The sequence below is a fragment of the Streptomyces sp. SM11 genome, from assembly GCF_002910905.1.
In the GTDB taxonomy this organism is placed as follows: domain Bacteria; phylum Actinomycetota; class Actinomycetes; order Streptomycetales; family Streptomycetaceae; genus Streptomyces.
Genome location: NZ_NEUE01000170.1, coordinates 1 through 3,389, shown reverse-complemented (window position 1 = coordinate 3,389; position 3,389 = coordinate 1). Strand labels below are relative to the sequence as shown.

Below are 3,389 nucleotides of genomic sequence, written 5' to 3'. Positions count from 1 at the left end.
CATCACCTACCTGCCGGTGGGCGACGGCGAGTTTCTGTACCTGGCGACGGTGATCGACTGCTTCTCACGCCGTCTGGTGGGCTGGTCGATCGCCGATCACATGCGCACCTCGCTGGTCACCGACGCGCTCCGGGCGGCCGCCCGGGTCCGCGGCAGCCTGGCCGGCGCCGTCTTCCACAGTGATCACGGAGCGCAGTACACGTCTCGCGAATTCGCTGTCGCCTGTGCCGAGTTGGGTGTCACACAGTCCATGGGCGCGGTCGGCGCGAGCGCGGGCAACGCACTCGCCGAGTCGTTCAACGCGGCCCTCAAACGCGAGACACTGCGAGGCGCCCGCCGCTTCGACGGGGCCCGCGCCTGCCGCCTGGCCGTCTTCCGCTGGACCACCCGCTACAACACCCGCCGACGACACTCGGCAAACGGACAGCAGGCCCCGATCGCCTACGAACAGCAATCAGCTACCCTGACATTCGCCGCATAACGACACGAACAGGTGTCCACCTTCACGGGACAAGGCCCGGTGACCAGTGCGCACGCCTCTGGGGAAAGCGACGCCACGGTGGCACCGAGCGCAGATGACGAGCCGGGACTGTTCGGTACGACGGGTCGCCGGATCGGCGCCATCCTCGTGGGCCTGGCAACCGTGGCAGGCACTGTCGCTGCTCTGGCCGCTTTTCAAGTGAGCCGCTGGTAGCGCAGCGCATGCCGTGGGCTGAAGTAGGCGTAGAGGGGACCGCCGGGAGCCGAGAGCCCAGAATCATCTGACTTGGTCCGTGACTGACTTTAAATCTGTCGCCCTGCTCTTCGGCTCCCGGAACATCCACTTGCCAACGCCCGCAGTGCTGAACCATCTGACTTGGTCCGTGACTGACTTTGAAGTTCGTGGTATGTCCGGGAGCCGAAGAGCAGGTGGGATCCGCGGCAGAAGCTGAGAACCGAGAACCACCTGACTTGGCCTCATGACTTACCTTGAAGCTTGCGGCGTGTTCAGGTCCCCCGCTCTGCTCGGGCTGGAATGATCACCTCATGAATGTGGAGTTGCCTGCGGTTCAGTGGGATGAGTTGTGGTTGCCGCTGCGGCCGTATGCGACGAACCAGCTGTGCGAGGGGATCCGGCGAGAGAGACGGCCGGTGGCGATGACGCGCCACTACGTGGAGGCGAACCCGTCGGCGCTGAGCAATCTCCTCGTCGTGGATGTGGATCACTCGGACGCGGTGCTGCGGGCGGTTTCGTCGGTGGGCTCGCATCCGTTGCCCAACGCGGTCGTGGAGAACCCGGTGAACGGGCACGCTCACGCGGTGTGGGCTCTGGAGGAGGCGGTGACCCGGACCGAGTACGCCCGGCGCAAGCCGCTGGCCTACGCCGCCGCCGTCACCGAGGGCCTGCGCCGGGCGCTGGAGGGGGATGCGGCGTACTCGGGGCTGATGACGAAGAATCCGCTGCACACGGACTGGAGCACCGAGTGGCTCCACGGTGGTCTCCATACGCTCGGCGGGCTGGAGGAGGCGCTGGGCGGTCATATGCCGCCTGTGCGCTGGAGGGAGACCAAACGGTTCCGTACCAACATCACGGGGCTGGGCCGTAGCTGCTCGATCTTCGAGACGGCCCGGACGTGGGCGTACCGCGAGATCCGCCACCACTTCGGCAGCCCCGACACCCTGCACACCGCCATCCACGCGGAAGTGCACACCCGTAACACCGAGTTCACCGAGCCGCTGCCAGCCGTGGAGGCGCGAGCGATCGCCAACAGCATCCACCGGTGGATCACGACGCGGTCGAGGATGTGGAAGGACGGAGCGGCTGTCTACGAGGCCACCTTCGTCTCAATCCAGTCCGCCCGGGGCAGGAAGAGCGGCAGAGCGCGTGCTGCGCGCCGGGACGAGCGCACCGAGGCGATGCTTGAGTACATGAGGGGGACGTCGTGACCCAGGAGCCCAGGCGTGAGCGCCGTACTGTGACGGCCCGTGAACTCGCGGACCGCTTCGGAGTGTCGCCCCGGACAGTGCTGCGCATGATCGCTGAGGAACGGGCGATATACGAGGGCCGGTCCCGGCAGCGCCGCGACGAGATCGTCGAGCTCCACCGGCAGGGCCTCAAGGGGTACGAGATCGCACGTGAGCTGAATGTTTCCGCCGGTCTGGTGTCCATCCGGCTGAAGGAGGCCCGCGAGGCCGGTCTTGATCTCACTCGATACGCCACCGGTGGAGCTAGGGGGCAGAAAACTGCCCCCTAGTGTCTCGTGACTCCGTCAGCATTACTTGATCTTGTGTGGCAGGGTCTCTTGGTATGGAGCTCTCCGTGGAACAGGCCGCCGAGTTGCGGGAGTTGGTGAACAGCAGGGACGTGCCTGCGGACATAGCCACGCGGGGCCGGATCGTGTTGTGGTCGGGCGAGGGGCGCCGCCGCAAGGACATTGCCGAGCTGCTCGGAGTGTCGCTGCCGACCGTGGACCGCTGGAAGACCCGCTATGCCGAGCAGGGCCTGGCCGGGCTGGAAGGGGAGCGTCCCGGTGGCGCACGGGAACAGGTGCCGGTGCGGGTGCGGGCCAGGGTGATCGCGCTGACGCGCATGACGCCACCAAGCGGCACAGGGCTTTCGCACTGGTCCGCACGGGAGTTGGCGAAGTACCTGGAGCGGACCGAGAACATCACCGTGTCCTGGCACTACATCGCGCGCATCTGGCGGGAGGAGAGCCTGAAGCCGCACCGGTCCGGCACTTTCAAGGTTTCCAAAGACCCCGCGTTCGCGGAGAAGGTGGCCGATGTGATCGGCCTGTATCTGGCCCCGCCGGGCGGCGCGGTGGTCCTCTCGATCGACGAGAAGACGCAGATCCAGGCGCTGGACCGGACCCAGCCGGTACTGCCGGTCGCCTTCGCGGCGAGCGAGAAGCGCACCGCCGGCTACGTCCGGCACGGCACCACGAACCTGTTCGCCGCCCTGAACGTGAGCACCGGCGAGGTGCTCGGCGAGTGCAAGCCGACCCGGAACGGCAAAGACTTCCTGGCCTTCCTGAAGAAGGCGGTGAAACCGCACGCCGGGAAGGACATCCATGTCGTCCTGGACAACCTCTCGACGCACACCACCCCGGAGGTCAAGGAATGGCTGTCGAAGAACCCACACGTCCACTTCCATTTCACTCCCGTCGGCTCCTCGTGGCTGAACCAGATCGAGATCTGGTTCGGAATCCTGACCCGGCAGTCCATACGCCGCGGCACCTTCTCCAGCGTCAACGTCCTGGTCAAACAGATCCGCGACTACATCAACTCCTGGAACACAACGGCCAAACCGTTCACCTGGACCGCGACCGCCGGCGAGGTCCTCGCGAAGGTCCGACTCGTCGCGACCAACGTGAAGAAACTCGTCAATAACAACTCGAACTGACATGAAC

At 65.9% G+C, this 3,389-nt stretch carries 4 protein-coding genes; all 4 read left to right on the top strand.

Translation table 11 applies throughout. The annotated features are described in order from the left end of the window. On the top strand, nucleotides 1–481 hold a 481-nt coding region (locus B9S58_RS15595), incomplete at its 5' end, for an IS3 family transposase (protein ID WP_107494943.1). Between the two features lie 656 nt (nucleotides 482–1,137). Next, nucleotides 1,138–1,926, top strand: a complete 789-nt coding sequence (locus tag B9S58_RS15590) for a replication initiation protein (protein ID WP_258044551.1) — start codon at nucleotides 1,138–1,140, stop codon at nucleotides 1,924–1,926. An 86-nt stretch (nucleotides 1,927–2,012) separates the two neighbouring features. Continuing rightward, nucleotides 2,013–2,234, top strand: a complete 222-nt coding sequence (locus B9S58_RS15585; protein ID WP_258044549.1) for a hypothetical protein — start codon at nucleotides 2,013–2,015, stop codon at nucleotides 2,232–2,234. A gap of 53 nt (nucleotides 2,235–2,287) precedes the next feature. Next, nucleotides 2,288–3,382, top strand: a complete 1,095-nt coding sequence (locus B9S58_RS15580; RefSeq protein WP_103532711.1) for an IS630 family transposase — start codon at nucleotides 2,288–2,290, stop codon at nucleotides 3,380–3,382. Nucleotides 3,383–3,389 lie beyond the last annotated feature (7 nt).